A 26,991-nucleotide genomic window follows, 5' to 3' on the forward strand; every position below is an offset into this window, starting at 1 on the left:
CGCATGCGTGGGCTGATCAAGAAGTACATCGGCTCCAATGCCTCGTTCTGGGGGCTGATGGAGTATGGCCTGGGGCCAATGGTGGCGCTGGCGGCGACGCCGGTGCTGTTGCGCCAGTTGGGCACAGTCGGCTTCGGCCAGTTCGCCATGATCATGGCACTGGCCGGCTTCGGCAACGTCGCCAACCTGGGCGCCGCGGTTACCGGCACCAAGCTGGTGTCAGAGCGCCTGCACGAGCCGGACGGCGCCTACCGGGGCGGCGCCGTTGCCTTCGCCCTGGTGGCCTGCGCCCTGGCGGGCGTCACCGCCATCGGCCTGCTCGGCTGGGGCCTGGTGGCGTGGGCCTGGCCGCACGCCACGTTCGGCGGCATTGCCGTCACCACTCTGGCCCTGCCTGCCCTGCTGGTGTACCTCAGCCAGCAGTTCGACCAGTTGTTCACCGGCTGCCTGAAGGGCCGCGAAGCCTTCGCCCGCACTGCCATCTGCGAGGTGAGCGGACGCCTGACCGCCTACACCGTGACGTGCCTGGTGGCGGCCATGACGGCTTCGCCCACCATCGCCGCCCTGACCCAGGCCGGCGGCCTGCTGGTGACGGGCCTGGCCAAGATGCACCTGTTTGCCCGCGCCAGCGATCGCTGGGCGGTACGGCCGTCGATGGACCGCAAGGCCATGGGCGCGGCCTTCCGCTTTTCGCGCTGGTCCTGGCTCAACAGCCTGAGCGCCGTGGCCTTCGGCTCGGTCGACCGGATCCTGGTGGGTTCGCTGCTGGGGCCGGCCACGCTGGCGATCTACACCATCGGCGCGCAGGTCGGACAGATCATCCACACTGCGTCCGTCGCCGTCTTCCAGAAGACCATGCCGCTGATCAGCCGCCTGTCCTCGGCGCCCGATGGCGGCCTGGCCGTGGCGCGCGAGGTGCGCCGCCTGATGGCCATCAACGTCAGCCTGTCGGTTACCGGCAGCATCGTGGCCCTGGCGGTCAGCGCACCGTTGCTAAGCCTGATGGTGGGCAGCCACGGCTATAGCGACGCGCACCTGGCCACCTTCCGTCTGCTGATCGTCGCCGCCGCCCTGCTGTCCTTGAACGTGGTCGCCCATTTTTCCCTGCTGGGCATGGGCAATGGCCGCGCGGTGGCGGTACTCAACGGCGCCGCCGGCGGCGTCATGGTCTGCCTGCTTTTCCTGTTGGTCGGCCCCTGGGGCGAGGCCGCGGCCGGTTGGGCACGCATCGGCTATTCGCTGACCACGCTGGCCGGCATCTACCTGGCGCTGCGGCAGTCCCAGACGCAGCGTTATCTGCCGGCGGCTGTAGCCCGCTGACCACCAACCCGTTTCAGCTCTGTCGTCACCCATTCCATGCTGAGGTCTCTCATGCGCAAGCGTTATCAGAAAGCCACCCAAGAGCTCAAGGACTTCGTCTCCCGCCTGCAACCCGCCACGCCCCTGGGCGCGGAGGAAGCCGCTGCCCTGCCGAAGATCTCCATCGTCACGCCTTCGTACAACCAGGCGCGCTTCCTGGAGCGCACCATGCTGTCCGTGCTCAACCAGGGTTACCCCAACCTGGAGTACATCGTCATCGACGGCGGCTCCACCGATGGCAGCGTGGACATCATCCGCAAGTACGAAAAGCATCTGACCTACTGGGAAAGCGAACCCGACCGGGGCCAGTCGCATGCCATCAACAAGGGTTTCGCCATGGCTACCGGCGACTACGTCGGCTGGCAGAACTCCGATGACCTGTACTTCCCCGGGGCGCTGCTCAAGCTGGGCCGCGCGGTGGCGCGCCGGCGGCCCGCCATCGTCAACGGCCATCTGTTCATCGCCAATGCCGATAACCGCATCTCGCGCCAGGTCTACTACACGCCCATGGACCGGCGCAAACTGACGGTGGTCAAGGCCTCGATTCCGAACCAGGTGGCCCTGTTCCGGCGCGATGCCCTGCGCAAGCACGGTTTCCTGAAGGAAGAAATGCGCTATTGCATGGACCTGGAACTGTGGAGCCGCCTGCTGCACGAGGGCCCCAACCTGATCGTCCCGGCGGCGCTGGGTGTCTACACCGCGCACGACGAAACCAAGACCGCGCTAATGCACGACGTGCACGTCAGCGAGCGCGCCCAGATCGTCGATCACATCCGCGCCGATAGCCGTATCGGCCCGCTGTTCGGTTTGTCCTGCCGCGCCGCCAAGGTGGCGGCCCATGCAAGGCAAGGCGACATCGACTACCTGGTCGAAAAAATCCTGCACAAGATGGCAGGCCGTGACGACTGGCACGCCAACTAGGATGAAGACCCATGTTCCGCAAAGCTGATGCCACCCAGACCAAACGGACCCAGCGCCTGTCCACCGTGCCCTTGCTATGCGGCATCCTGTTCACGTCGCTGGCGATGAACAATGACATATTCTTTATTGGCGCCGGGGGCTTCAAGCTGTCGCCCTTCGACTTCATGTTCGTCGGCATGCTGCTGTTCAAGCTGCTGCGCACGGCGGATCCGGCCGCGTATACCTTGCCGCCCCCGCGCATCACGGTGCTGCTTTTCATCAACCTGCTGGCGTTCACCTATCTCATGGTAATGACGGGCCGGCAGCAGGGGATCGACACGTCGGACGTCGCGCGCGACATGCGCATCGTGCTGTATTTCGTGGTCACGCCCTATCTTTGCTACAAGGACATCGACAGCGCCGACGCCTATCGCAAGCTGCAATGGGCGCTGGTCATAACCGGCCTGGCCGTGTCGACGATCATGCTGGCCCAGCAGGTGGTGGGATTCAACGCCGACGAGCCGCTGCGCGACCTCAGTCTCGGGGTCTGGGTGCTGCCGCTGTCCATCGTCTCGCTGCTCTACTTCCGCAAGCATCTGGACCTGAAGCCGCGCACCGCCTACCTGATGACGGTGTACATGCTGATGGGCCTGGTGTTCTCGCTGAACCGCAGCCAGTATCTGCAGTTGGGCCTGTCGGTGGGCATCGCCGTGCTGCTGGGCAGCCGTGTCGGCGCCTTCCGCAGCGCCGTCAAGATCTTCGTACCGGCATTGATCGCGGGCATCCTGCTGTTCGCCGCCATCGGCTACCTGGACGTGCTCGAATCGCGCCTGCTGACGGTGGAGTCGCTGGACGAGGATTCCAGCTACGGCGCGCGGGTGCAGGAATACGAAGGGCAGATGGAGCTGTTCCGCGAAGCGCCCATGTTTGGCCACGGCGCGGGCTACCGCAGCTGGGTGATGGGCGAGAACGGCTTCGAACTAAGCACCTTCGCGCACAATTCCTGGGCCTTCTACCTGATGAAGTTCGGCATCGTCGGCACCATCATCATCATGGCGCCGTGCCTGCTCCTGCTGCTGGTTACCTTGTGCCGGCGCTACAACGATCCGGAACTGGAACTGCACCGGCGTTATCTGATCGCCGTGGCCCCTGTCTATATCTTCATCGACTCCATGTCGGGCGGCCTGGCCTACGCCCCCAAGACCGCTTTCACCGGCTTCCTGCTGACGTACTGCCTGTCCCTGCTGCGCAACGATGTGCGCGCACCGGCGGCCGCGCCGCAGCAAGGGCCCCAGGTGGTGGTGTATCCCATACGCCCTCCGGTCTCGGTGCCGCCCATGCGGGCCGCGTGGCCGGCCCGCTCCGATCCGCGTTCCATCGCGCCGGCCCGACCGGCTCCTCCCACCCTCCCCCGGTTGCCGAATCATGGTTGATATTCTCTTTGTAGTGCCCGACTTGCACCGTGGCGGCGTGGGACGCTGCGTCTACTCCATGGTCGAGGAGTTGCCCGCGCACAATGTGACGACGTCGGTGTTCTGCCTGCGCGAAATCGAACACGAGTTCACCCCCAGCCGCGCCAGCGTCACGCGCGCCTACGCCAGCAAGCTGAGCAACCGTGCCATGCAGCTGCGGGCGCCGATGGCCTGGTTCAAGCTGTTGATGGCGATCCGGCGCGAACGGCCGGCGGTGGTCTGCTCGCACGGCCTGTTGTGCAACCTCATGGTGGCGGCCGCGCGCCGCCTGATGCCCGGCACGTTCCGCAGCGTGGCCTTCGAACACAACAGCCCCTCGGCGCATTACCGCAGCACCGAAAAAAGCCTGCTCAAGCGCGTGCTGCTGCGGATAGGCTACGGCGCGCACGATGCCGTGGTGGGCGTGTCCCAGGGCGTCGTGCGCGACCTGGTGGCGATGGTGCCCACCCTGCGCGAAAAGTGCCGCCACGTGTATAACGGCGTGCCGCTGGACCACGTCAAGCAACAGGCCCGCTCGGGCGCATCCGCCCTGCCCGAAGACGGCACGCTGCATGTCGTTTCGATAGGCCGGCTGGTCAACAACAAAGGCTACCAGACGCTGATCGACGCCGCGGTGCTGCTGGACGACCCGACGATCTCGTTCACCGTCATCGGCGAAGGTCCGCAACGTGCCGAGCTGGAACAGCAGATCCAGGGCTTGCGCACGCACAGCCGCATCCGCCTGCTGGGCCATGTCGACAACCCCTTTCCGACGCTGGCGGCGGCCGACATCTTTCTTTCGGTTTCCGAACGCGAAAGCTTCGGCCTGTCCCTGGTCGAGGCACTCTGCCTGGGCGTTCCCATCATCGCCACCGACTGCCCGTCCGGCCCGGCGGAAATCCTCGACGACGGGCGCTTCGGCGAACTGGTACCGGTGGGCGATGCCGCCGCGGTGGCGCGCGCCATCCGCCAGCTGGCCGCCGACCGCGGGCGGCGCCAACACCTGGCCGACCTGGGGCCGCGCCGCGCGCAGGACTTTTCCCTGGAACAGCACTGCCACAACGTGGTGGATCTCTTCCAACCCTTGATGCAACGGTAAACGCGACACCGCGTGGGAGTTAGAAATGAACCGTATTCCCGTATCTGTCGTCGTGATGACGAAGAACGAAGAACGCAACATCGAGAAATGCCTGCATGCGCTGGCCGATTTCGATGAAGTCTTCGTCATCGACTCGAACAGCACCGACCGCACCGCCGAACTCGCGCGCGACCTTGGCGCCATCGTCGTACCCTTTTCCTGGGACGGGAAGTATCCGAAGAAAAAGCAGTGGTGCCTGGAAAACCTGCCTTTCTCGCACGACGTCGTCCTGTACGTCGATGCCGACGAGGAAATGACGCCACCGCTGGCGCGCGAAATCGCCGCCAACCTGCCCCGCTTCGACAAGGGCGCGGGCGGCGCCTTCGTCGGCTTCAATTACGTCTTCTGCGGCAAGCCCCTGCGCCACGGCCACCGGGTCTACAAGCTGGTGCTGCTGCACCGCCAGCGCGCGCGCTTCCTGGACTACAACGACCTGGACGTGGGGCATATGTGGGAGGTGGAAGGCCATTACCAGCCCGAGGTGCAGGGCGACACCTTCGTCATGAAGGGGCGCATGGGCCACAACGACCATGACGGCCTGTTCCACTATTTCGACAAGCACAACCGCTATTCGGACTGGGAAGCCAACCTGCGCGTGAAAGGCCTGATGAACGATCCGCGCGAGGCCAATATGGGCATGCGCTCGCTGCTCAAGCGCGTGTTCCAGGCGCTGCCGTTCAAGGGGCTCACGGTGTTCCTGCATACCTACGTGTTCCACCTGGGTTTCCTGGACGGCAAGGTCGGCCTGGACTACGCCATCGCGCGTGCCATGTATTACTGGCAGATCGGCCTGAAGTCGCGCGAAGTGCGCCAGGCACAGCGCGCCGCCGGCCAGGCGGCCCGGTCCGACGCAGTCACTCAATCGGTTTCCCAATCCGCGCGCTGATGCGTGCGTGCCCTGCCCTCGTGTACAAGGAATCCGCCATGGACACCGTCCCCTCCCGCCAGCCGGCCCTGGACACCTTCCAGCGCCTTAATCTTTTCCGGCTGCCCGCCGGTTTCCGCGGGCGCAACGCCGTCTATGTGCAGCTATGGTGGATGGTGCACTCCACCCTGTTCCGCTACTCGCCGCAATTCGCCTACGGCTTCCGGCGCTGGCTGCTACGCCTGTTCGGCGCCGAGATCGGCCAGAAGGTGCTGGTGCGTGCCAGCGCCCGCGTGACCTATCCCTGGAAGGTGCGGATCGGCGACTACTCCTGGATCGGCGACGACGTGGTGCTGTACAGCCTGGGCCGCATCGATATCGGTAGCCACGCGGTGGTGTCGCAGCGCAGCTACCTGTGCGCCGGCGATCATGACGCGGCCATGCCCGACTTCCCCATCCGCGGCCTGCCGGTGATCGTCGAGGATGGCGCCTGGATCGCCACCGACGTCTTCGTCGGTCCCGGCGTGACCGTGCACAAGGATGCCGTGGTGGGCGCGCGCAGCTCGGTGTTCAAGGACATCCCTGGCGGCATGATCTGCCATGGCACGCCCTGCCGTCCCGTGCGTCCGCGTACCTCGACGGTGCGCTCATGAAAATCCTCATCCTGGGTATAAATTTCGCCCCCGAGCTGACCGGCACCGGCAAATACACCGGCGAGATGGCGGCCTGGCTGGCGGCCCGCGGCCATGACGTCAGCGTGATCACGGCGCCACCCTACTACCCGCAGTACCAGGTGCAGGAGGGCTACCGCGCCAGCCGCTATGCCAGTGAAACATGGCGTGGGGTTCATGTCGCGCGCGCCCCGCTGTGGGTGCCGCGGGTGCCCGGCGGCTTGAAGCGTATCCTGCATCTGGCTTCGTTCACCCTGACCAGCCTGCCGCTGCTGCTGCGCGCCGCCATCCGGCGGCCCGACGTGGTGCTGGTGGTCGAGCCGGCCCTGTTCTGCGCCCCCGCCGCATTGGCGGCCGCGCGCCTGTGCGGCGCGCGCGCCTGGCTGCACATCCAGGACTACGAGGTCGACGCGGCCTTCGAACTGGGCCTGCTCAAGGGCCAGCGCCTGAGGCGGATGGTCAGCGCCGGCGAACGCTGGCTGATGCGGCGCTTCGACCGCGTATCGACCATCTCGCAACGCATGCTGGCCTTGGCGCGCAACAAGGGCGTGGATGAGAATCGCCTGATGCTGCTGCCGAACTGGATCGACGTGGGCGCGGCGCGCGCCAGCGCGGCGGCGTCCGAGCGCGCCGGCCGCGGCGCCGCCGATTACCGCTGGACGCTGGGCATACCGGACGACGCGGTGGTGGCGATGTACTCGGGCAATATGGGCGGCAAGCAGGGCCTGGAGACGCTGGCGCAGGTGGCGCGGGTGCTGCGGCGCGAACCGCGCCTGCACTTCATCTTCGGCGGCGCGGGGCCGCAACGCGAGGCCTTGCAACAGGCCTGCGCCGCGTTGCCGCGCGTGCATTTCCTGCCCCTGCAGCCGGCCGAGCAATTGCCTGCGCTGCTAGCCTGCGCGGATGTGCACCTGCTGCCGCAACGCGCCGGCGCCGCCGACCTGGTGATGCCGTCCAAGCTGATCGGCATGCTGGCCAGCGGACGTCCCGTCATCTGCGCGGCCGCGCCCGGCACCGAACTGGCCACGGTCGTCGCCGGCTGCGGCCTGGTGGTGCCGCCGGAGCATCCGCGCGCGATGGCACGCGCATTATTGACCCTGCTGCGCGAACCGGACATGCGGCGCCGCCTGGGCGATGCCGCCGCACGCCATGCGCAGGTCCACTTTCACACGGATACCGTGCTGGGCAGGCTGGAAGACGCCCTGGCCCTGTTCGACCGGCGGCGCCCGTCGATCCGGGAACAGGTGCGATAACCCCGCAAAAAAAAGGCCGCAACGCGTCATGCGCGTTGCGGCCTTGCCTTTTCCACGGCGATACCTCATTGCGGCGGCGGCTCGGCTTCCTCTTCCGGTTCACCCAGCAGCCCCTGCTGCACGGCGATGAACGCCGCCTCGGCCTGGTTACGCGCGTTCAGCTTCCAATACAGCGTGCGTGCGTGGCTCTTCACCGTGGCGACCGAGATGCCGATCTCCTTGCTTATTTCGCGCATCGTGCGTCCCTTGGCGAGCATGCGCAGTATCTCTTCCTGCCGCGGCGTGAGCATGCGCATGGGGCTGTAGGGCCGTTGCTGCGCCACATAGGGCGAACTCTGCGAGGCGTCGACGATGAGCCGTGGGAAGCATTGCCCCCCTGCCAGCACAAGGTGCACGGCGGCGGTAATGGCTTCAGGCGTGGAAGATTTGGCGATGAAGCCGCACACGCCCTGGCGTGCCGCTTCCACCATCACCCGCGTGTCCAGCGAGTCGTAGAGAATCAGGGAATAGCGCGGCGTCAACTGCATCTGCGCACTGGCCAGCATATGCAGGTCGACGTCGGCGGCACCGGTGATGCCCAGCACGAGCAGCTCCACCGGGCGCACCAATGACATCGACACTTCATTGAGTTTTTGCGGCGTCATGGACATGACGCTTTCAGGACTGCGCGCCGACTCCAGGATATGCTGGATGGCGATGCGCAGGATGGCGTATTCCTCAATCAGTACGGTAGTCATCGGCGGGGAACCTCGTCACGGCGTGCGCGGCGTTCCACCGGGAATCGCGAATCACGTCATGTAATTCGCGAGCGGGAACACCAGCACCATGCTATCAGTGACGTGTCCCCATGCCTCTCCGTCTTGCGGATGACGGCAGCGCAGCCAGATTGCGCACCGCGCGCCGCCATCCCGACAGAAGCATCCGCCACACAGTAAACGGCGTAAGACTACTGTCCATGCAATTGGATGTGCTCACTCTCATTGCACATCACCACAGCAGGTCGCTACTAAGACCGATAGAGACCGAAGCGGGCATCCCGACGGGATAGCCCCCTGCTTACTGCGGCCTGCCACGCTCATACGCCACGCCACCTTGATTGCCCATCTCCCAATCCAGCGTCGCGCCACGCTGCAAGGCGGTATATACAGCTTCGCCCTTGTTCTTCACCTGCAGCCTTTGATACAGCGTGCACGCATGGGTCTTCGCCGTCGCCACCGAAATGTTCAACATGCGGCTGACCGTCTTGATGGGGTAGCCACGCGAGAGCAGCACCAGCACTTCATATTGACGCGGCGTGATCTTCAGCAGCTGGGCGCCTGCCGTGACCGGCATGGCCATCTTGGCCACCGTGACGCCGTCCATATCATTCAGGGGCACGGGTACCGAGCTACCCATACCGCCCAGGCTCATGGAAGGAGCCTCGTGCGTCGCCTGGCTCATCTGGCCGCTGGGAAAGCACTGGCCACCTGCCATTACCAAGCGGATGGCGGCTTCCAGGACTTCGATGGAAGCAGTCTTCATCAGGCAACCGTGGATGCTGCCTTCGGGCATGCGCGACAGCGCTTGCACGGGCATGCTGTCCACCAGCAACAGGATACGCTTGGGCGCCAACACACGGCGCACTTCCGCCAACGCTTGCCAGCCTGCATCGGTTTCTATGGGCATGCCAAATATCAGCAGCTCCGCCGACCGATTTTGCTCCGCGGCTTCGCCAAGATTGGCGAGATCCAGCCCTACTATTTCCCACACACCTTCGACCTTGCCAAGAATCTGACGCAAACCCAACCTCAATAGCGGATGGGCTTCAACCAAGACCATTTTCGACATAGCTTTCCCCAGAGAACATCATTCGTTGCAGACAAGAATGCAGCAGTGAATAGGCGTTTGCAGCGCGGACACACGATGGTTTTTTCTAGTTTGAGGTGCTTGCCAGCCGCAAGGACGAGCATAGGCGGGCGAACCGAAACTTTGGGTAGCCATCTGTTAGGATGACGTGATCCATGTTATGGGTTGACACCACCAAAAGCAAGCTTTGAAAAACGACATAAACGGATATAGAGCGCAGCCAACCGTTAGCATCATTCAAATCTACTAATCCGGTTCACCCGTTTTTTTCATTATCAAAACTCCCGTCAAAACACCGAAAAATAACTACATAAAAATGTAGAGAAAACATTCGGCGTGTAAGACAATGCAAGTACCGTTGGGCGCAGTAATCCTCCTCTTCAGACGTAACGCTAGGATTGACGCGGGTTTCCGGAGATCGGCAAAATTTGGGACCAGGGCGGTCCGGACAGCCCGGCATATTTTCTCGCTGCTCAGGACATATTAGGCACAGTTATTCCGCGCGTTATATATCCTGATTTAAGCGTACTTGTTATTCCATAAAAGCAAAGTCGAATACCGTATGCCCACCATGGTGGTGCCAGTGGTGCATCGAGGCGAACGGCTTGCGCAAGAAACTCGGGTAATGCACCGGCCCTTCGGCCTCGCTATACCTTGAAGGTGACAGCTCTTCGATGCGGTTCAACGAGACTCCCTTGCCATAGTGCAGGAAGCCCTGGGTCTGGGCGCAACGGATGATTTCGCCCTCGCCCCCCACCACGATGCCGGCATTGCGCGCCTTGATGGGCGAGCGGATGATGGGATTCATTGCATGCGGCGACCACGTCGTCGCATCCGGTCGATCGGCATAAAACGCGAACAGCTCGTCACAATGGCTGGTGCCGTCGGCGCGGTCGATATTGGTAAGCAGCCACCAGTATTCGCCGTACGGAAAAACAATCGTATCGACCGCTGAAATATCGCTCATCAGCACTTTGTAAATTTCCCATTTCAGCGGGAATTCAGTGCATTTCCATAATTCAATCGTTCGATTACCACATGTCTCCGGCACCATATAGGTCGCCCCATCGTGCTGAAAAATGAATGGAAAAGACAGGTGGTAAGGCAGGTCCAGTACTACGCCGAGGAAGTGAAACGCCCCATCCGCATAGGTGGCGACCGAGATCTTGCCCTTGCGCTCGCGGAAATAGTAATCCTCGAAAAATACATATGGCTGGCCTTCATGCGTATGGACGAAGGGATCAGCGAAGAATCGTCCTTTCGGCGGCTCCAGGATGGCAGCGGCGGACGTCACCATCTGCTCGCGCTCCGTCGGGCACATGGCGATGCGCCACGTGACGTTGCGGTTCATGGCCTTGCGCAACACAACACTGGATATCATCCATGCTTGGCGCGCCAGGTAGGCGGCGCCATCCCATTGGGCCGGTAGCGGACGCGCCATGGCCGTATGGATCTGCAGGTCGCCGGCCAGCGCAGGCGGCACGGCCGGTTCCCCCTTGGCGCGCAGGGTATCGAACAGCATGAAATTTCCCAGGCTGAGCGCGCGCGCCCGGTTCTTCAGCCAGAAGGGTTCGGTATTGAAGCTGCGCGAGTCCAGCAGGACGTCGTCCTTTTCCGTCTCGCCCAGGCGCCACAACTTGACGGTTGTATGGTCCGCGCGTTGGTAGACCTCCCAGAAGCCGGCATGGGTCACATCGGCCTTGCCCTCCAGTTCGGAATGCGCCAGCAGCCACGCGCCGCGCCGGGCCACGTTGGCCAGCAGGCCACGCACCGCCGGCACGCCAAGCACCAGGATGACGTCCAGGTCCAATGCGCGCGCGGCGGCCAGTGCTTCGCTCTCGGACAGCATCAGCGTCCCGGTCTCGTCACGTTGCAATGTCAGCCGGATGAGCGGGGTACCGGTAGGCACGGACTCCGTCAGCTCACGCGTCGCCAGCTGTTGCCGATGGCGCGTGTTCAGGATGCGGCTTTCCAGCCTGGCGACGGGACCCAGCCCCACGCTGGACCACGGCAGTGCCCGGCCGCCCCGAGAGCCCGTGGCTTCGGCCACCAGCACCGCGGCGATTTGGTATTTTTGCTCTCGTTTGAGCCAGTCGGCGACCTCATGTATCCAACCTGGCTGGCTAGTCGCGCCAACGAGCAGGGCTACCTTCGCTTTGTCCATTGTTGTATCCAAAGTTGAGTGTTCATGCTCGGACTTGGCAGTGATAGTGCGCGCTCTAATGCGAGCGCTCCAGAATGCGTTCACCCTAGACCGGACGAGCGACAGGCTCACGTCCTCTGTAAGGCGTAAGGACGAGAGCGGTCGCGCGCACGGGCAAAGCCCGCGCGCCTTTCAACCATGGGGATTAGGACAAGTTGCCCTGCAGGCAGGGCAAGGGACCGCGGCAGCCCATCAATGCAGCCGCGCGGCGGTGGGTCTCATGCTTGTTGTGTCCACCGCTGCCGGATCGACCGGCAAACCAAATACAAAAGAGGCGCCTACACCCTCCTGCGTAGCAAGCACGATGTCGTTGCCATGCAATTGCAGGATGCGGCGTACCGTCAGCAGACCCAGGCCGCCGCGCTCGCTGCTGCCCGATCCGGGCCCCCGATCGCTCCACACCGACGCCCGCGTGAACAGCGTGCCGCGCAGAGCCTCGGCCACGCCGGGTCCCTGATCCGAGACGCGTACTTCCAGGCGCGCGCCGTTGCGCCTCACCGCCACTTCCACCGTGCCGTTGGCGGGACTGTGGCGGATGGCGTTGTCCAGCAGATTGGTCAGCACCCGTTCGATCATGCCCAGGTCGGCCCTCACCGGCGGCAGGTCGTGGTCCAGCAGTGCGCTCAAGTGCACGCGCCGCGCTTCGGCCTGCAGCTCGAACTTCTGGAACACGTCCTGGATCAGCTCCGGCAACGAGAAGGTTTCAGCGTCGGGCTGGATCAGGCCGGATTCCAGCCGCGCCAGCTCGAACAGCGCTTGCGCCAGGCGCCCTACCTTGCGGCTCTGGTCCAGCGCCACCTCCAGGTAACGGCGGCGGTCCTGCGGGCTCAGCGTCTGCTCCTTGAGCAGCAGGGTTTCCAGATAGCCGTGCAGCGACGTCAGCGGCGTGCGCAGGTCGTGCGAGATGTTGGCGACCAGCTCGCGCCGCTGCTGGTCCTGGCGGGTCAGTTCGCGCCATTGTTCAGCCATGCGCGCCGCCATCTGATGGAAGGTCTGTTCCAGGATGGCGATTTCGTCGCGGGTGTAGGAGACCACCCCGGCCGTGGCGGCGGCCTGTGCCGCGGGACGCGCCAGGGCCGTCGCCGCGGCGGCATCGTCGCCGTCGAAGTCGCGCAGCGTGGCGGTCAGGCGGCGCAGCGGGCGCGTAATCAGGTTGAAGGCGGCCAGGCCGGCCAGCAGGCAAAGCAGCGCCACCAGGGCCATGGACCACAGCGTGGTGCCCAGCACCGAACTGACGGCGACATCGGCCGCCAGCATGTCGCGCGCTTCGCTTTGCAGTACGACGTAGACATAGCCATGCGGCTGGCCATCGACGTACAGCTGCGCTGCATTGAACACCTTATGTCCCGTCAGGCTGCGGGGATCGTCGCCATAGATGGGCAAGGGATCGCCCGCCAGCAGGCGCCGCAGTGGCGCGATGTCGATGCGATCGCGCAGCATGTGGCCACGCGGGGTGGCGTCGCCCACGATGCGGCCGTCGGGGGCCACCAGGTAGACCTCGACATTGGGATTGACCGCCATCAGCTTGTCGAACAACTCGCGTACGGCATCGCGGCGCAGGCCGCCAGCGTCCATCAGTTGCGAGGTGTCGGCGATGTGCTGGGCCAGGCCCATGGACAGGCGCTGGGCAGTCTGCGCGTCGTGCTGGGCATTGGCGCGTATCTGCAGCCAGGCCGAGGCGCCGCTGCAGGCCAGCAGCAATACCGCGAAAACCGCGGCCAGGCGCTGCGTCAGCGTGAGACGGCGCCAGAAAGACGGACGGGCTACGGCCTGGGTCAACGCTCTTCTCCCGCGGTGGCGAATTTATAGCCTTTGCCCCAGACGGTGAGGATACGGCGCGGCTCGGCCGGATCCAGCTCCACCTTCAGGCGCAAGCGGTTTATATGGGTATTGACGGTGTGTTCATAGCCGTCGTGCTGGTAGCCCCACACCTGGTTCAACAGGTCCATGCGCGAGAACACCTGGCCCGGATGGCGCGCGAAGAAATACAGCAGGTCGAATTCGCGTGGCGTCAGCTCCACCGGGCGGCCGTCGACCCTGACTTCACGCGCCAGGGCATCAATGTGCAGGCCGCCCGCGTCCAGGCCGGCGCCCTCCAGCCGGGCATTGCGGGCCATGGCGTCGCTACGGCGCAGCAGTGCCTTGACCCGCGCCACCAGCTCCAGCATGGAAAAGGGTTTGGCCAGGTAATCGTCGGCGCCCAGTTCCAGGCCGACGATGCGATGCAGTTCGCTTGAACGTGCACTGGTGATGATGATGGGCGTATAACGAGTCATGGCGCGCGCGCGGCGGCAGATTTCCAGGCCGTCGACGCCGGGCAGCATGAGGTCCAGCACCAGCGCATCCCAGCCGCCCGACTCCAGCAGCCGCAGGCCGGTATCGCCGTCCGCGGCATGTTCCACCGTATAGCCTTCGTCGCGCAGGTGCAGGCGCAGCAGATCGGCGATGTGGGCGTCGTCCTCGACGATGAGTACTCGTTTGGGGGCGGTCATGGATTCGAGGCTGGGTCCTGATGGCGTGGAATGATGAGGGCAGGCTGGCTGGCGGGCGTCGGCGCGGCCCGCGCGGCGCGCCTTCTGGTGACAGATTGTCCCTCTCCCCGGGGCGGGCAAGTATCACATTTAATTTAAGTTTGCGTGAGGACTTGGGTATCGGGGTGGCGCAACAATGCGTTCATCGTCCCGGCGCCCATAGCGATGGACCGGGCTACTGACAGGAGCAAGGCTATGAGCATCGAACGTCGACATTTCCTGCGCAATGCAGGGTTGGGGGCGCTGGGGGTAGGCTTGGCAGGCTGGCAATTGCTGAAACCCGCGGTTTCGGCATCGGCAGCGGGTTCGACCCCCGCGGCCGCCGGCGAGCCACTGGCGGTGACCCATACCGACGCCGAATGGCGCGCCATGCTGTCCGGGCCGCAATACGCGGTGCTGCGCCGGGAAGGCACCGAACGCCCGTACAGCAGCCCGCTGAACGATGAGCACCGGGATGGGGTCTTCACCTGCGCGGGCTGCCAGCTGGCGCTGTTTTCTTCCAAGACCAAGTTCGACAGCGGGACGGGCTGGCCCAGTTTCTACGCGCCGCTGGAGAACGCGGTCCATACGCACGACGACCGGTCGTTCGGCATGCTCCGTTCGGCGGTCAGCTGCCGGAGTTGCGGCGGGCATCTGGGGCATGTGTTCAACGACGGCCCCCGGCCCACTGGCTTGCGCTACTGCATGAATGGGGTGGCGATGAGTTTCAAGGAGCAGGCGGCTTAGTCCCCAGGCCCAGGGTCCAAGCCCCTGGTCACGGCACTTACGACGCACGTCCGGTTGGCAAAACCACCACGATTTTTTCGAGGCAATCATGATGAATTCTCGCTCGTCTTCCCGCTTTTCCGTCCGCAGGCTGCCCACTTTGCTCGCCGGCGCCGGCCTGGGCCTGGCCGTGGTGCTGCTGGCGCCCCAGCTTACCGCTCGCGCGGCCGAACAGGCTGTCTCCATCGCCGCCCCCGCGGTCGATGAACCGGCCAGCACCGCGACCACCGAAACGGCGGTATTCGCCGGGGGTTGCTTCTGGGGCGTACAGGGGGTGTTCCAGCACGTGAAGGGCGTGACGCGCGCGGTCTCGGGTTATGCCGGCGGCGCGGCCAATACGGCGCAGTATGAAGTCGTCAGCGAAGGGCGCAGCGGGCACGCGGAGTCGGTGCAGGTGACCTTCGACCCGCGGCAGATCTCCTATGGGAAGCTGCTGCAGATCTACTTCTCCGTGGCCCATGATCCCACTCAGCTGAACCGGCAGGGGCCGGATTCCGGGACGCAATACCGGTCGACGATCTTTCCCGCATCCGCCATGCAGCACAAGGTGGCCGAGGCCTACATCGCCCAGTTGAACAAGTCAGGGGTGTATGGCAAGCCCATCGTCACGACGCTGGAGGATGGAAAGTCCTTCTATCCCGCCGAGGCGTACCACCAGGACTTCCTCGTCCACAACCCCAACTATCCCTACATCGTCTACAACGACCTGCCCAAGATCAAGAATCTGCAGGGGATGTTCGGCGACTTGTACCGGGACCAGCCGGTCCTGGTGGCCCAGGCCAAGTGAGTTTCGCGGGCGCTTCCGGGCCCCTGCACCTTCAGCCCGGTGGCGGTCTGCCCGGAGGCGCTTGCGCGGCCCGGGCAGGACGGCTTACTCCATCTGCAATCCTGATTGCCGGATGGCGGCGCCCAGGCGGTCTTTCTCGCGCTTGATGTGCTCGGCGAACTGGGCGGGCGTGCCGCCTGCCGGTTCGGCGCCATCGGCGGCCAGGCTTGCGCGGATATTGGGATCCTGCAAGGCCTGGTTCAAGGCCGTGTTGAGCTTCGTGACGATAGCCTCCGGCGTGCCCGCCGGGGCCAGGATGCCATACCAGGAACTGGTCTCGTAACCTGGCAGCCCCTGCGAGGCGATGGTGGGAACGCCGGGCAGCGATGCCAATTCATGCGGGCCGGTGACGCCCAAGGGCACCAGGCTGCCATCCTTGATGTGCGGCAGAATGGCGACCACGCTGCTGAACATCAAGGGAACCTGGCCGCTCAGCAAGTCGGTCAACGCCGGCGCCAGGCCTTTGTACGGGACATGCGTCAGGTTCACTTTCGCATCGGTGGCAAACATCACGGCCGCCAGATGCGAGGACGAACCATTGCCATTGGATGCATAGTCCAGCTTGCCCGGCTCCTTGCGCGCCAGGGCGATCAGCTCGGGCACGGTGCGTATGTGCAGGCTGGGCTGCGCCACCAGCACCATGGGCGCCTGCGCCAGCAAGGTGATGGGCGCGAAGTCCTTGATCGGGTCGTACGGCAGGTTCTTGCGCAAGTTCGGGTTGATGGCATGGCTGCCTACGCCCCCAAGGAACAAGGTGTAGCCATCGGCCGGCGCCCGCGCCACGGTCTCGGCACCCACGGTGCCCCCCGCCCCCGCCTTGTTCTCCACGACGACGGCCTGGCCCAGGATTTCCCCCAGGCGCCGTCCTACCGTCCGCGCAACGTTGTCATTGCCGCCGCCCGGGGAGAACGGAACGATGAGGCGGATGGAATGGTCGGGGAAATTTCCCGCTGATTGTGCCGCCGCCGATTGCGCCGCCGCCGGCAAGGTCCAGCCGACCAGGCCCGCTCCCCCCGCCAATGCCAGGGCCAGTGCCCACGTCCTTCGGTTCATGATGTTTTTCCTTGTGCAGCGCGCGCGGCGCCCGTGCCGGCGATGCGGCCGAAGACGGCGCCGGAAACCAGGCCGGTGCCGCTGGGATAGTTGAAATAGAAAAGCCCGCCCACCATTTCCCCCGCGCAATACAGGCCCGGCATGGGATTCAGGTGCACGTCCAGGACCTGGCCGTCTTGCGGCCGGATGCGCAAGCCGCCGAAGGTGAACGTGATGCCGCAGGTGGTGGCATAGGCGTGATACGGCGGCGTGTCCAGTTTCTGCGCCCAATTGCTCTTGGGCGGCGAAATGCCCCGCGTGCCCAGGCCATCCTTGATGGTGGGATCGAACGCCACGCCCGGCACGACGGCGTCGTTGTAGGCGCGCGCGGTCTCCAGGAAGGCGTCGGCATCCACGCCTTCCAGCTTGCCCGCCAGTTCCTCCAGCGTGTCGGCAGTGACCTTGGTCATCATCTTGATGCGGTATTCGGACCGCAGCAGGTCATTGACCTTGGAGTCGAACACCTGCCAGGCGAACTGGCCCGGCTGCTTCAACAGTTCGCCGCCATACTTGGCGTAGGTGAAGGAATGGAAGTCATAGCCTTCATCGACGAACCGGCGGCCATGGGCGTTGATCAGCAAGCCGAAGATGTAGCTGTGCTTCTGGTACTGGTCCCCGATGTTGACGTCACCGAACTCAGGCGCATTCAATTCCCATCCCGTCGCGTGGCAACCGGACCAATTGCCATAGGGGGCCGCACCGATATCCAGTGCCATGCGCAGGCCATCGCCCTGGTTATAGCGGCTGCCACGAACTTTGGCCAGCTCCCAGCCCGGTCCCAGGTAGCGCGTGCGCATTTCGGGATTGGCTTCGAAGCCGCCACATGCCAGCACCACCGCGCCCGCGCGGAAATCCACAGGTTCCCCCTGCCGCATGGCATGGACGCCGCACACGCGTTCTGCCTGGTCCAGCAGCAGATGCTTGGCACGGGTGCTGTAATGCACGTCGATGCCGGCCTGCTGCGCGGCCTTGTCGAGGAACTGCACCAGGCCCGCGCCGCCACCGGAAACCTCGATGGGCAGGCGGCCGAAGAACTTGCGGCGGCCGTCCACCAGGCGCGACTGGCGGCCGTAGTTGGGCACGAAGCGCGTGCCCTTGGAGCGCAGCCACACCATGGTCTCCAGGCTCTGCGTCACCAGGATCTCCGACAGCTCCGGATCGGTACGGTAGCTGGTCAGGCGGAACAGGTCGTCGAAGAATTCATCGGTGGTGTTGGTGAAGAAATCGCTGGTGGCGATCTCATCGTCCGTCAGATCGGTCACGCGCTTGAGGTCTTCGACCGATTCGTAGGCGAAGCGCATCACGCCGCCCGCGAAGCGGCTGTTGCCGCCGGATTCCTCCTGCGATGCCGCTTCGAGGATGGCCACCCGCGCTCCCTCGTCGCGCGCGGCCAGGGCGGCGCACAGGGCGGCATTGCCCTTGCCCACCACGATCACGTCATAGTCCTGCTGTGTCTTCGGTCCGGTATCTTGCACTTCAATCTCCTCCACGAACGGCTTCTTCAATACGGCGGGTCAGCGTGGCGATGCGCGGCAGCGCATCGATGGCGGCAAGGTCGTTGGCGATGCCGTCCAAGGCGTCCTCGCGCAATACCATGCCGGCGCACTGCAGAAATTTTTGTCGCAACAGGTCGGCCGGCAAGGGGTGGGCGGACGTGCGACCCAAGGGCTGGGCGACGCTGGCGCGCAGCACGCGGCCATCGCGCAAGGTCAGGGCGACGTGCCCGGCGAAATGATTGGCAGGCGCAGCGTCGGCGGCGCTGCGGGATGCCCCTGCGCCGGCAACCTCTGCACCGGCAACCTCTGCGCGGGCAGCTCCTGCAGCGGCAGATCCTGCAGCGGCGCCCCTCGCATCGGCAACCCCACAGGCAAAGTCGCGCCGGCCCGCCAGGCTGCTGAAACCGAAGCGCTCCGCGGGTACGTCCGCATCGTCGTAGGCGACCGCACGCACGCGTGCCAGGACCGCCGCGACACGCGGATCACGCCAGGCGGGATCCTCGAAATCCCCAGGCGCGACCCGGCCGTCGACCAGCGCGCGGGCCAATACGTATTGCAGGCTGAACTTGGCATCCAGCGCGCTGCGCGGTTGCGGCCGGTTGGTATGGGCCAGGCGGCGGCTGTGTATGGCGACATCGATGCGCTCGACGTCCCCGGCCGCAGGGCGGTGCTCACGCACCAGGGCCAGCATGGCGTCGATGGCCGGATGCGTGCTGCCGCAACAGGCATATTGCTTGACGGCGATGCCCGGCTCGACCAGGTCGTAAGGCGCGGCCCAGGCTGCCATGGCCTTGTCGACGGCGTAGGTGCCGGGACCATTGAAGACGTCGAGGAAGCCCTGGGTGTGCTCGAAGACGGCCGCGCCGTTGGCGGTGTAGCCGAGCTGCGCCAACCGGGCGGCGTAGAGTCCATTACGTGCGCAATGTCCCACATGCAAGGGCTTGGCCATGGTGCCGAAATTGGCCTTGAGGCCAGAGGCGAACGACGCCGCCAGCGCCAGCGCGGTCGCGGTGGCGGCGCCATCCAGGCCCATCAGGCGAGCACAGGCGGCGGCCGCCCCGAAGCCGCCCAGCGTGGCAGTCGGATGCCAGCCCTTGCGATAGTGATGCAGATTGACGGCCAGGCCCAGCTTGGTCTGCACTTCGAAACCGGCGGCATAGGCAGTGACGAAGTCGCGCCCCGAACTGTTCATCTGCTCGGCCAACGGCAGCAGGGCCGACACCAGCGGCGCGGACGGATGCCCCCCCATGGTGTTGCTGCTGTCGTCGAAGTCCAGTGCGTGTGCGGCGGTGCCATTGACCAGGGCGGCATCCAGCGCGCCCAGGCGCTGTCGCGTGCCCAGGCGCAGGGCGGGACCGGCGGCGCCACCCAGGGCCTGGCAAGCCAGCACTGCCGCGGCCTCGCCACTGCCCCCCAACGTCACGCCCACCGTGTCCAGGATACCCACGCGTGCCCAATGCAGCGCCTGCGCCGGCAAGTCTTCGTAACGCAACGCCGCCACGCGTGCGCCCAGCCACTGCGCCAAACCTGGCGCGGCGCTCGCCGGGGCATCCTGCGCGGTTTCTGTCTCCATCTCCATCGCTCCTGTCCATGGCCGTGCGGCGCAATCGCCGCTGCGCCACATGGGGCATGCTCTTCGGGGCATGCTTTCGTTCGTACGTTCGTACTGTGGGCTTACGGTCGAAGCTATTCGCGCAACTGCTCTCAGGGCCGCCTGCCCGGCAGCTGTGGCAGCGCATCCGAAGCAGCCGCCGAAGCCACTTTAAAAATAGAGTACCACGGTATACTATTTTTCAGACAGTACGGAATTTCCCCTTTTCACTCCTACAAAACAGGCAGCCTCCATGTCGACGACAGCCCTTTCGGACAATCGCTACACCCGCGGCATCGCCCGCTTCGTCTCTGAATTGCAGTACGAGGCGATTCCGCCGGAAGTGCTGACCCGCATCAAGCTGCTGATGCTGGACTCGATCGGTTGCGCGATCTATGGCGCCGACCTGGAATGGACCCGCATCCTGCAGAAGACGCTGACCGGGCTGGACACCACGCAGGCCTGCGCCGTCTGGGGTACGCCCTACAAGCTGTCGGCACCGCACGCCGCGCTGGTCAACGGCACGCAGGTACAAGGCTTCGAACTGGATGACGTGCATCGCCAGGGCGTGCTGCACGTCGGCGCGGTGGTGCTGCCGGCCCTGGTCTCGATCGCGGAAACGCGCCGCGGCATGAGCGGCCGCGACTTTCTCACCGCGGCCGTGGCGGGTTATGAAATCGGTCCGCGCGTGGGCATCTGCATGGGCCCCGAACACATCGCGCAAGGCTGGCATTCGGGCGCCACGCTGGGCGTGTTCTCGGCGGCGGCCGGCGCGGCACGCGGCCTGGGGCTGGACGTCGATCGCACGGTCCACGCGCTGGGCATTGCCGGTACGCAATCGGCCGGCCTGATGGCGGCGCAATACGGCGCCATGGTCAAGCGCATGCACGCGGGCCGTGCGTCGCAGAGCGGCCTGTACGGCGCGCTGTTCGCCGAGCAGGGCTTCACCGGCATCCTCAACGTGCTGGAAAGCGAATATGGCGGCTTCTGCACGACGTTCTCCCGTTCCCAGGATCGCTTCCAGCTGGACGCCCTGACCGCCGACCTGGGCCAGGTCTGGCAAACGATGGGCGTGGCGCTCAAGTTCTACTCCTGCGTCGGCAGCAATCACAGCACGCTGGACGCGATACGCGCCATGCAGGCCGACCACGCCTTCGGTGCCGAAGATGTCGAGAAGATCCTCGTTCACGGCTCGCAGGTCACCATGGACCATGTCGGCTGGAAGTACGAACCGCAGGGCCTCACGTCGGCCCAGCTCAACCTGCCCTATTGCGTGGCCACCTGGCTGCTCGATGGCGATTGTTTCGTCGATCAGTTCACCGAGGACAAGGTGGCCGATCCCGACCGCATGCGCATCGCCGAAAAGGTGCACGTGGCGCACGACCCGGAAATCACCGCCAAGGGTTCCAAGTTCCGCCACAAGGTGCGGGTCGAAGTCACCCTGCGTGACGGCACGCACATGGAGCGCACGGTGGAAGCGGGCCGCGGCAACGAGAAGAACTTCGCCAGCGAAAGCGATATCGTCGAAAAATTCGAGAAGCTGGCCACCCATGTGCTGCCGCGCGACCATGTCGAGCAAATCCGCGATTGCGTGTTGGGCCTGGACAAGCTGGCCGACGGCGGCGCCCTGGCGCGCCTGTTGGCGGCCCGGGGTTGAGGGCCGTGGCCGCGGGAGGCGAGGCCAGCGCCAGCCGTCAGTTGGCCGCGTTCGCGGCGCGCCTGCGCTACGAAGATATTCCCGCGGCGGTGCTCGACCGCGCGCGGGCCTGCATCATCGATACGCTGGCGTGCTGCGTGCATGGCGCCAGCCTGCCCTGGAGCGCCGCCACCGCGGCCTACGCACGCCGCTACGGCGGCGCCGGGCCTTGTACCTTGTTTGGTGTGCCGGCGCCGGGCACCAGCCAGGCGGGCGGTCCTGCGCCTGCGACGCAGGCTGCTGCCGTTGCAAATCCTGGCGGGCCGGCCAACGCCATGGCCATGGCCTGCACCGGCGCGCCCGCCGCGGCGCTGGCGAACGGGGCGGCGGCGCATGCGTTCGAGCAGGATAGCCTGCGCTTCCCGGGCGCGGGCGTGCATCCAGGCGCCACGCTCGTGCCGGCCCTGGTCGCCGCCTGCCAGGAAACCGGCGCCAATGGCCGCCAGGCCTTGACCGCCTTCGTGGCCGCATGCGAGGTGCTCTTTCGCATCGGCGCCGCTACCCACCACAGCAGCGAAAAGCTGGGTTTTCATGCGCCCGGCCTGACCGGCCCCTACGGTGCGGCCATCGCGGCAGGCCTGATCCACGGCCTCGATGCCGACCGCCTGACGCAGGCCCTGGGCATCGCCGGTTCGCTGTCCGCCGGGCTGCTGGCCTTCACCAAGGCGGGCAATGGCGCCATGGTGAAACGCCTGCACCTGGGACGGGCGGCGGAAGCCGGCGTCGTGGCGGCCGCCCTGGCGAGCGAAGGTTACGAGGGCCCGGACACCATACTGGAAGGCCGCTACGGCTTTCTGGAAACGTACTGCAGCGACGGCGAACCCGCCTTGCTGACGCACGGCCTGGGCGACGCGTGGGAAACGCTGAAGATCTGCTTCAAGCGCTATCCCTGCCACGTCACTGCCCAGGCGCCCATCCAGGCGCTACGCGGGCTGATGGCGCAACACGGCTTCGGCGGCGCGGATATCGACGCCATGGCCTTGGGATGCAGCGAGAAGATCGTCAGCCACCATGGCATCCGCACGCCGGCCGATATCATGGCGGCACAGTACAGCGTGCCGTTCTGCGTGGCGCTGGCGCAGTTCCGCGACCCGGAAGATCCGGCGGCGTTCGATGCGCAGGCGGTGCGCGACCCGGCCATCCGGCAAGCCTGCGAACGCATCACGCTGAACGTGCAAACGGGCCTGCCCTCAGCCTGGAGCGCCAGCCTGACGCTGCGGCTGCGTGACGGGCGCACGCTGGAAACGCTGGCCGACGGTTTTCTGGGCTTGCCATCGCAGCCGCTGTCGGCCGAAGACCAGCGCCGCAGATTCCTGCTGCGCACGAGTGGCAGCAGGAATGGCAACGCCGCGGCCGGCGACTGGTACGAGCGCCTGGCGGACCTGGATAATCAGCCCGTTTTCCCGGTGTTGTAGAGCCTTCCGCGCCGCTTGACGCCACTACCGCCAGAAAAAGGGCAAGGCCTTCGGCTTTTCCATGAACCCGCCATACACCCGATGGCCTGTATAGGTCACCCTTGCGGCCCTTCCCCGCCGCCGCGCTTGGTATGGCGGGACAGCAGGCCCGGTCCGCCCCGCTGGCGGATCTCGCTGAGCAATTCGCTGTGCTGCAGCTGCACCCGTACCTTCAAGGCATTGCGCACATGGCGCCCCATGGCGGCACGTGCGCCCTCGGCATCGCGCCGCGAGATGGACTCGCAGATTTCCGCGTGCTCTTCCAGCACCTGGCGGCGCCTTTCCTCGATCACCAGCGTGGATACATTGCGGTAGGCAGACAGCGTGTCCGACGTGATCAGCAGGAACTTGAGCAGGAATTTATTGTGCGCGGCACGATAGATGGCCTCATGGAACACGCGATTGTGCTCGTTCATGCGGTCGGGCTCGTCCGTGATTTCCTTCTCGGCCTGCACCAGGTGACGCAAGGTGGCGATCTCGGCCTCGGTGGCGTGTTCGGCCGCCGACGCGGCGGCGGCGCCTTCCAGCAACTCGCGCACCGTATACAGCTGCTGCATGGCAGCGTCATCGATGGACGCGACGACCAGGCCGCGACGCGGATGCGGCGTCAGCAGGCCCTCGTTCTCCAGGCGGCGCAGGCCTTCACGTACCGGCGTGCGGCTGATACCCAGCCACTCGGCCACTTTGTATTCGGAGACACGATCGCCAGGCTTGATGTCGTTGGCCAGGATGGCGTCACGCACGGCATCGTAGGCGATGTCCCCCAGCAGAGCCTGAGAATCGGCAATGGTCTTCTTCATCAGGAAAATCTCGGTTCTCAAGTATTCACTATGTACCAGGGCGCAGCATAACGCAGCGGACGCATCCTTGCCTCGCTGCCGGACGGCACGAGGCCGGGCCGCCCTTCACTCCGACGCCGGGCCGCCGGCCTGCGCGGACGCGGATTCGTTCAGCCCCATCTGCGCAATCAGCATGTCGTACACGTGGCGTACCAATGGGTTGATCAGATCGTCGCGTATCCACAGGAAATACGTCACGTCGGGCAACGCCGGCAGGCCGTCCTTCTCACCCAGCACGCGCATGTCCGGGCTGAGGAACTCGACGCTGCGCGCGGTGATGCCCAACCCGGCCCGTACCGCCGCCCGGATGCCCACCAGATTGGGCGCAACATAATTGGTTTGCCACGGCAGGCGCGCCTGTTCCAGCGCATTGAGCGCGATACGGCGGAAGATGCTCGGCTCGTCCGCCAGCACCAGCGGCAGGGGCGCCGCCGCATCGTGTACATAGTTGGCCGAGCCTATCCATGCCGTGGGCGACGTCCGCAGCACAACGCCTTCCAGCCGCTGGTCGAACCGCGTGGATATCGTCATATCGAGGTCGCCCGCCGCCAGCGCCGTCATCAACGTCGGACTGCGGTCGACACGGATCTCCAGGCGCACCCGCGGCGACCAGCGTGCGATCTGTGTCAGCACCGCGGGCAGGATGGTATCGGCCACGTCATGCGGCGACCCCAGGCGCAGCTCGCCCTCCAGCTGGCCGTCCTGCATGGCGCGCACCGCCTCGTCGTTGATGGCCAGCATGTGGCGCGCGTAAGCGACCAGCTTGCGACCGTGAGTGGTCAGCAGCTTGTTGCGGCCATGCTTCTCGAACAGGGGCAGGTCCAGCAGATCCTCCAGGCGCTGCATCTGCTGGGTCACGGCAGACTGCGTCTTGTGCAGGCATAGCGCCGCGCCGGAGAACGTCTGTTCCTGGGCGACGGCGACCAGGGTGCGCAAAAGGTCCAAATCCAGGTTTTTCATGAGCGGCCAACATATCCGTGTAATCCCCACCTATTAGAACTACTTATGTTTTTTTAAATCAAATTAATTTGTCGTGAGAGAGCCCGCCTCGTAGAGTAATGAAAATATCTCGATTTACAAGGGAGTTCCCGCTAATGAGTTCGCAACACCCGCAACAGGCACAAATCTCCGACGCCATCGAAAGCATAAAAAATACTTTAGCAACGCAGGGGCTGAACCGGCAGAGCCTGGCCGGCGTGCTGGACGAGGTGGTCAACCTGGCCGGCCATCGCGACTGGTGGGACGCGGACCGCTACGCGCCCCCGGAAGGTGACGAACGCCAGGCCCGCTACCTCATCAGCGAAACCCCCGACCGCGAATACGCGCTCTATCTGAACGTCATGCGGCCCGGCAAGAAGATCGTGCCGCACAACCACACCACCTGGGCCTGTATCGCCGCCGTGGAGGGGGTCGAGTACAACTACGTCTATGACCGCCTGGACGACGGCAGCCAGCCTGGCGTCGGCCGTCTGCGCAAAACCGGCACCGTGGTGGTGGAACCGGGCAAGGGTATCGCGCTGATGCCCGACGATATCCATGCGGTCGAGATCCAGGGCGAAAGCGTGATCCGCCATCTGCACATGTACGGCCGTGCCCTGGAAACGCTGGACGAGCGTCTCGGCTTCGACCTGGACGCCGGCACCTGCAAGATCATGCCCATCGGCGTGCAAACCCGCCGCTGAATCGCTGCCTGGACGACCATCATGGATGAACACGACAAGCCCGAGGGCAAGGGCCCTGGCGGCTACGGCGCCGGCACCCGCCTGTTGCGCGCCGGCCGTCCCCACAGCGGCTGGGTCAACACGCCGGTCACCCGCGCCAGCACCTACATTTTCGACAGCGTGCAGCAGTGGCGCGACACCCGTTCGCGCCGCGACAAGGAACGCCTGATCTCGTACGGCGCACGCGGCACGGACAGCACCCATGCCCTGGAAGACGCGCTGATCGAGTTGGAGGGCGGCTACCGCGCCAAGCTGTATCCGACGGGACAGGCCGCCATCGCCGTGGTGCTGCTGGCCTATCTGAAGGCGGGCGACCACGTGGTGATCACCGACGCGGTATACGAACCGGTGCGGCGCTTCTGCGCCGAACACCTCACCCGCCTGGGCATCGAGTACAGCTACTGCCTGCCCGACGGCAGCGATCTGGCCGCGCAATTGCGCCCCAACACGCGCATGATCTATGCCGAATCCCCGGGATCGCTGGCCTACGAAATGATGGACCTGCCGGCCGTGGCCATGCTGGCGCGCGCGCATGACTGCTGGCTGGCGGTGGACAACACCTGGGGCTCCGGCCTGCTGTACCAGCCGCTGGCGCTGGGCGCGGACATCTCCATCATCGCGGCCACCAAATACCTGGGCGGCCATGCCGACGTCATGATGGGCGTGGCCATCACCAACGAACGCGCCTGGGCGCCGCTGGAGCGGGCAAGTGTGGATTTCGGCCAGACGGTGGGGGCCGACGACGCGTACCTGGTGCTGCGCGGCATGCGTTCCATGCCAGCCCGCATGGCCGTGCACGGCCGCAGTGCCCTGCGCATCGCCGACTGGCTGCAAGCGCGGCCGGAAGTCGCGCGCGTGCTTTGCCCGGCGCTGCCCGGCGACCCCAACCACGCCATCTGGCGGCGCGACTGCCGCGGCACCAACGGCCTGCTGTCGATCGAGTTCGCACCCGGTATCGAGGATGCCGACGTCGAGCGCATGATCGATGCCTTCAGGCTGTTCGGCCTGGGCGCCTCCTGGGGCGGCTTCGAAAGCCTGGTGGTTCCCGCCTATATGCTGCGCGCCCGCACGGTGGCGGACTGGAACGGCCGCGGCGCGGTACTGCGCCTGCACATCGGCCTGGAAGACACCGAGGACCTGATCGCCGACCTGGGGCAGGCCATGGCCGCGCTGCGCCGCTGAAATACCGCTTGCCGCGCGCCGGCGACTGCTCCCCGGGCCCTCCTGTCCAACCGTTCGCCGGACGCGGCGCCGCCTTGCCGCGCCATGTCGGCGCATTCGGCCTCTTTATCCCC

General features: G+C 65.4%; 23 protein-coding genes. 13 read left to right on the forward strand and 10 right to left on the reverse strand.

Features of this window, described 5'->3' with window-relative positions:
• Window positions 1-3 precede the first annotated feature (3 nt).
• From CEY05_RS11270 to CEY05_RS11300, 7 genes are read left to right on the forward strand one after another with little or no spacing between them, the layout of a single operon-like run.
• Window positions 4-1,320 (forward strand): lipopolysaccharide biosynthesis protein, encoded by a 1,317-nt coding sequence (locus CEY05_RS11270; RefSeq protein ID WP_088601118.1) that lies wholly within the window; start codon window positions 4-6, stop codon window positions 1,318-1,320.
• A gap of 51 nt (window positions 1,321-1,371) precedes the next feature.
• Window positions 1,372-2,280 carry a glycosyltransferase family 2 protein gene (locus tag CEY05_RS11275; RefSeq protein ID WP_088601117.1) on the forward strand — a complete coding sequence of 303 codons (909 nt, stop codon included), beginning with the start codon at window positions 1,372-1,374 and terminating at the stop codon, window positions 2,278-2,280.
• Between the two features lie 11 nt (window positions 2,281-2,291).
• Entirely contained in the window at window positions 2,292-3,692 is a 1,401-nt protein-coding gene (locus CEY05_RS11280) for an O-antigen ligase (protein WP_088601116.1), read from the forward strand.
• A complete protein-coding gene (locus CEY05_RS11285; RefSeq protein ID WP_088601115.1) occupies window positions 3,685-4,809 on the forward strand; it encodes a glycosyltransferase in 1,125 nt (374 codons plus the stop codon). The genes CEY05_RS11280 and CEY05_RS11285 overlap by 8 nt, the downstream gene beginning before the upstream one ends.
• A 25-nt stretch (window positions 4,810-4,834) precedes the next feature.
• The gene (locus CEY05_RS11290) at window positions 4,835-5,734 is read left to right on the forward strand and encodes a glycosyltransferase family 2 protein (protein ID WP_088601114.1); all 900 of its coding nucleotides are present in this window, start codon (window positions 4,835-4,837) and stop codon (window positions 5,732-5,734) included.
• Between the two features lie 38 nt (window positions 5,735-5,772).
• Window positions 5,773-6,366, forward strand: coding sequence for a putative colanic acid biosynthesis acetyltransferase (locus CEY05_RS11295; protein ID WP_088601113.1), 594 nt, complete (start codon window positions 5,773-5,775; stop codon window positions 6,364-6,366).
• The gene (locus CEY05_RS11300; RefSeq protein WP_088601112.1) at window positions 6,363-7,637 is read left to right on the forward strand and encodes a glycosyltransferase WbuB; all 1,275 of its coding nucleotides are present in this window, start codon (window positions 6,363-6,365) and stop codon (window positions 7,635-7,637) included. The genes CEY05_RS11295 and CEY05_RS11300 overlap by 4 nt, the downstream gene beginning before the upstream one ends.
• Window positions 7,638-7,702: 65 nt before the next feature.
• Here the strand turns inward: CEY05_RS11300 and CEY05_RS11305 are convergent, their stop codons facing one another.
• From CEY05_RS11305 to CEY05_RS11325, 5 genes are all read right to left on the reverse strand, one after another.
• Window positions 7,703-8,374 carry a response regulator transcription factor gene (locus CEY05_RS11305; protein ID WP_088601111.1) on the reverse strand — a complete coding sequence of 224 codons (672 nt, stop codon included), beginning with the start codon at window positions 8,372-8,374 and terminating at the stop codon, window positions 7,703-7,705.
• A gap of 319 nt (window positions 8,375-8,693) precedes the next feature.
• A complete protein-coding gene (locus CEY05_RS11310) occupies window positions 8,694-9,464 on the reverse strand; it encodes a response regulator transcription factor (protein ID WP_088601110.1) in 771 nt (256 codons plus the stop codon).
• A 550-nt stretch (window positions 9,465-10,014) separates the two neighbouring features.
• Entirely contained in the window at window positions 10,015-11,757 is a 1,743-nt protein-coding gene (locus tag CEY05_RS11315; protein WP_233161466.1) for a hypothetical protein, read from the reverse strand.
• Between the two features lie 120 nt (window positions 11,758-11,877).
• Window positions 11,878-13,464, reverse strand: a complete 1,587-nt coding sequence (locus CEY05_RS11320; protein WP_088601108.1) for a HAMP domain-containing sensor histidine kinase — start codon at window positions 13,462-13,464, stop codon at window positions 11,878-11,880.
• Complete coding sequence (locus tag CEY05_RS11325; protein ID WP_088601107.1) at window positions 13,461-14,177, reverse strand: response regulator transcription factor; 717 nt, start codon at window positions 14,175-14,177, stop codon at window positions 13,461-13,463. Before CEY05_RS11325 ends, CEY05_RS11320 begins: the two co-directional genes overlap by 4 nt.
• Before the next feature lie 234 nt (window positions 14,178-14,411).
• On the opposite strand from CEY05_RS11325, the gene msrB reads away from it, so the two are divergent.
• Window positions 14,412-14,942 (forward strand): peptide-methionine (R)-S-oxide reductase MsrB, encoded by a 531-nt coding sequence (gene msrB, locus CEY05_RS11330; protein ID WP_088601106.1) that lies wholly within the window; start codon window positions 14,412-14,414, stop codon window positions 14,940-14,942.
• A gap of 91 nt (window positions 14,943-15,033) precedes the next feature.
• Window positions 15,034-15,768 (forward strand): peptide-methionine (S)-S-oxide reductase MsrA, encoded by a 735-nt coding sequence (msrA, locus tag CEY05_RS11335; RefSeq protein WP_088601105.1) that lies wholly within the window; start codon window positions 15,034-15,036, stop codon window positions 15,766-15,768.
• 84 nt (window positions 15,769-15,852) lie between these two features.
• On the opposite strand, the gene CEY05_RS11340 is transcribed toward msrA, so the two are convergent.
• Genes CEY05_RS11340 through CEY05_RS11350 form a run of 3 tightly spaced genes read right to left on the reverse strand, consistent with a single transcriptional unit; the run spans window position 15,853 to window position 19,968 of the window.
• The gene (locus CEY05_RS11340; RefSeq protein WP_088601104.1) at window positions 15,853-16,860 is read right to left on the reverse strand and encodes a tripartite tricarboxylate transporter substrate binding protein; all 1,008 of its coding nucleotides are present in this window, start codon (window positions 16,858-16,860) and stop codon (window positions 15,853-15,855) included.
• Window positions 16,857-18,374 (reverse strand): FAD-dependent tricarballylate dehydrogenase TcuA, encoded by a 1,518-nt coding sequence (gene tcuA, locus CEY05_RS11345; protein ID WP_198952740.1) that lies wholly within the window; start codon window positions 18,372-18,374, stop codon window positions 16,857-16,859. Before tcuA ends, CEY05_RS11340 begins: the two co-directional genes overlap by 4 nt.
• A 1-nt stretch (window position 18,375) precedes the next feature.
• Window positions 18,376-19,968, reverse strand: a complete 1,593-nt coding sequence (locus CEY05_RS11350) for an MmgE/PrpD family protein (RefSeq protein ID WP_158219317.1) — start codon at window positions 19,966-19,968, stop codon at window positions 18,376-18,378.
• Between the two features lie 271 nt (window positions 19,969-20,239).
• Between CEY05_RS11350 and CEY05_RS11355 the strand changes: the two genes are divergently transcribed.
• Together CEY05_RS11355 and CEY05_RS11360 are read left to right on the forward strand one after the other, a co-directional pair.
• Window positions 20,240-21,643 carry an MmgE/PrpD family protein gene (locus CEY05_RS11355; protein ID WP_088601101.1) on the forward strand — a complete coding sequence of 468 codons (1,404 nt, stop codon included), beginning with the start codon at window positions 20,240-20,242 and terminating at the stop codon, window positions 21,641-21,643.
• 5 nt (window positions 21,644-21,648) lie between these two features.
• Entirely contained in the window at window positions 21,649-23,097 is a 1,449-nt protein-coding gene (locus tag CEY05_RS11360) for an MmgE/PrpD family protein (protein WP_158219318.1), read from the forward strand.
• Window positions 23,098-23,192: 95 nt separating this feature from the next.
• Here the strand turns inward: CEY05_RS11360 and CEY05_RS11365 are convergent, their stop codons facing one another.
• Window positions 23,193-23,936 (reverse strand): GntR family transcriptional regulator, encoded by a 744-nt coding sequence (locus tag CEY05_RS11365; protein ID WP_088601099.1) that lies wholly within the window; start codon window positions 23,934-23,936, stop codon window positions 23,193-23,195.
• Window positions 23,937-24,041: 105 nt separating this feature from the next.
• Window positions 24,042-24,935, reverse strand: a complete 894-nt coding sequence (locus tag CEY05_RS11370; protein WP_088601098.1) for a LysR substrate-binding domain-containing protein — start codon at window positions 24,933-24,935, stop codon at window positions 24,042-24,044.
• A 134-nt stretch (window positions 24,936-25,069) separates the two neighbouring features.
• On the opposite strand from CEY05_RS11370, the gene CEY05_RS11375 reads away from it, so the two are divergent.
• Both CEY05_RS11375 and metC read left to right on the forward strand, forming a co-directional pair.
• Window positions 25,070-25,657, forward strand: a complete 588-nt coding sequence (locus CEY05_RS11375; protein WP_088601097.1) for a hypothetical protein — start codon at window positions 25,070-25,072, stop codon at window positions 25,655-25,657.
• 21 nt (window positions 25,658-25,678) lie between these two features.
• Window positions 25,679-26,878, forward strand: coding sequence for a cystathionine beta-lyase (metC, locus tag CEY05_RS11380; RefSeq protein ID WP_088601096.1), 1,200 nt, complete (start codon window positions 25,679-25,681; stop codon window positions 26,876-26,878).
• Window positions 26,879-26,991 lie beyond the last annotated feature (113 nt).

This window comes from Achromobacter sp. HZ34 (assembly GCF_002209485.1).
Taxonomy (GTDB): domain Bacteria; phylum Pseudomonadota; class Gammaproteobacteria; order Burkholderiales; family Burkholderiaceae_B; genus Bordetella_C.

Excerpts from the sequence above, each read along its gene's own strand:
- CEY05_RS11375 (WP_088601097.1), top strand. The coding sequence starts at position 25,070 with ATGAGTTCGCAACACCCGCAACAGGCACAAATCTCCGACGCCATCGAA.
- CEY05_RS11370 (WP_088601098.1), bottom strand. The coding sequence starts at position 24,935 with ATGAAAAACCTGGATTTGGACCTTTTGCGCACCCTGGTCGCCGTCGCC.
- CEY05_RS11310 (WP_088601110.1), bottom strand. The coding sequence starts at position 9,464 with ATGTCGAAAATGGTCTTGGTTGAAGCCCATCCGCTATTGAGGTTGGGT.
- CEY05_RS11300 (WP_088601112.1), top strand. The coding sequence starts at position 6,363 with ATGAAAATCCTCATCCTGGGTATAAATTTCGCCCCCGAGCTGACCGGC.
- msrA (WP_088601105.1), top strand. The coding sequence starts at position 15,034 with ATGAATTCTCGCTCGTCTTCCCGCTTTTCCGTCCGCAGGCTGCCCACT.
- CEY05_RS11280 (WP_088601116.1), top strand. The coding sequence starts at position 2,292 with ATGTTCCGCAAAGCTGATGCCACCCAGACCAAACGGACCCAGCGCCTG.
- CEY05_RS11325 (WP_088601107.1), bottom strand. The coding sequence starts at position 14,177 with ATGACCGCCCCCAAACGAGTACTCATCGTCGAGGACGACGCCCACATC.
- CEY05_RS11295 (WP_088601113.1), top strand. The coding sequence starts at position 5,773 with ATGGACACCGTCCCCTCCCGCCAGCCGGCCCTGGACACCTTCCAGCGC.
- CEY05_RS11275 (WP_088601117.1), top strand. The coding sequence starts at position 1,372 with ATGCGCAAGCGTTATCAGAAAGCCACCCAAGAGCTCAAGGACTTCGTC.
- CEY05_RS11350 (WP_158219317.1), bottom strand. The coding sequence starts at position 19,968 with ATGGAGACAGAAACCGCGCAGGATGCCCCGGCGAGCGCCGCGCCAGGT.
- CEY05_RS11355 (WP_088601101.1), top strand. The coding sequence starts at position 20,240 with ATGTCGACGACAGCCCTTTCGGACAATCGCTACACCCGCGGCATCGCC.
- msrB (WP_088601106.1), top strand. The coding sequence starts at position 14,412 with ATGAGCATCGAACGTCGACATTTCCTGCGCAATGCAGGGTTGGGGGCG.
- CEY05_RS11270 (WP_088601118.1), top strand. The coding sequence starts at position 4 with ATGCGTGGGCTGATCAAGAAGTACATCGGCTCCAATGCCTCGTTCTGG.
- CEY05_RS11285 (WP_088601115.1), top strand. The coding sequence starts at position 3,685 with ATGGTTGATATTCTCTTTGTAGTGCCCGACTTGCACCGTGGCGGCGTG.
- CEY05_RS11290 (WP_088601114.1), top strand. The coding sequence starts at position 4,835 with ATGAACCGTATTCCCGTATCTGTCGTCGTGATGACGAAGAACGAAGAA.
- metC (WP_088601096.1), top strand. The coding sequence starts at position 25,679 with ATGGATGAACACGACAAGCCCGAGGGCAAGGGCCCTGGCGGCTACGGC.
- CEY05_RS11305 (WP_088601111.1), bottom strand. The coding sequence starts at position 8,374 with ATGACTACCGTACTGATTGAGGAATACGCCATCCTGCGCATCGCCATC.
- CEY05_RS11340 (WP_088601104.1), bottom strand. The coding sequence starts at position 16,860 with ATGAACCGAAGGACGTGGGCACTGGCCCTGGCATTGGCGGGGGGAGCG.
- CEY05_RS11365 (WP_088601099.1), bottom strand. The coding sequence starts at position 23,936 with ATGAAGAAGACCATTGCCGATTCTCAGGCTCTGCTGGGGGACATCGCC.